We start from the raw sequence: 394 nt of genomic DNA, 5'->3' as shown, positions 1-394 counted from the left end.
GCTCATTCCCGGCATGGTGGCCAAGGCCTGCGTTTTCGACAGCTTCCTGCTGATGGCGCTGTGGGCGTTCCGACGCCGCCGCAACATCGCCGCCTGGGTCAGGACTCGCTGGGGAAATCCGGTTCCGCAAGAGCGTCTGGACCGAGCGACTGAAGCCGGTCCAGTACTCCCTGCAGAATAAAGGCGGCCGCCGCCGAATCGATCTTTCCCGCGCGCTTGGCGCGTGAAAAGTCCATCTCGATCAGCGTCCGTTCGGCCGCGACGGTCGATAGCCTCTCATCCCAGAGCACGAAGGGCAAGTCGCTCAGTTGCGCCATGTTGCGCACGAAAGCACGCGATTTCTGCGCGCGCGGTCCCTCCGAGCCGTCCATGTTGATCGGCAGCCCGATTGCCA

At 64.0% G+C, this 394-nt stretch carries 2 protein-coding genes; one reads left to right on the top strand and one right to left on the bottom strand.

The window, feature by feature from the left end; translation table 11 throughout:
- Positions 1–181, top strand: a 181-nt coding sequence (locus EN807_RS37185) for a DUF6105 family protein (RefSeq protein WP_246684510.1), incomplete at its 5' end; no start/stop codon positions are given.
- Here EN807_RS37185 and ruvX read toward each other — a convergent pair.
- Positions 99–394: Holliday junction resolvase RuvX (ruvX, locus tag EN807_RS32945; protein WP_135937969.1), on the bottom strand; the 296-nt coding region annotated here is incomplete at its 5' end. The genes EN807_RS37185 and ruvX overlap by 83 nt on opposite strands.

Origin of the sequence: Mesorhizobium sp. M5C.F.Ca.ET.164.01.1.1 (assembly GCF_004792125.1) — a bacterium.
In the GTDB taxonomy this organism is placed as follows: domain Bacteria; phylum Pseudomonadota; class Alphaproteobacteria; order Rhizobiales; family Rhizobiaceae; genus Mesorhizobium; species Mesorhizobium wenxiniae.
Note: the sequence above shows the minus strand (reverse complement) of the source record. Positions and strands in the feature narration are given on the sequence as shown.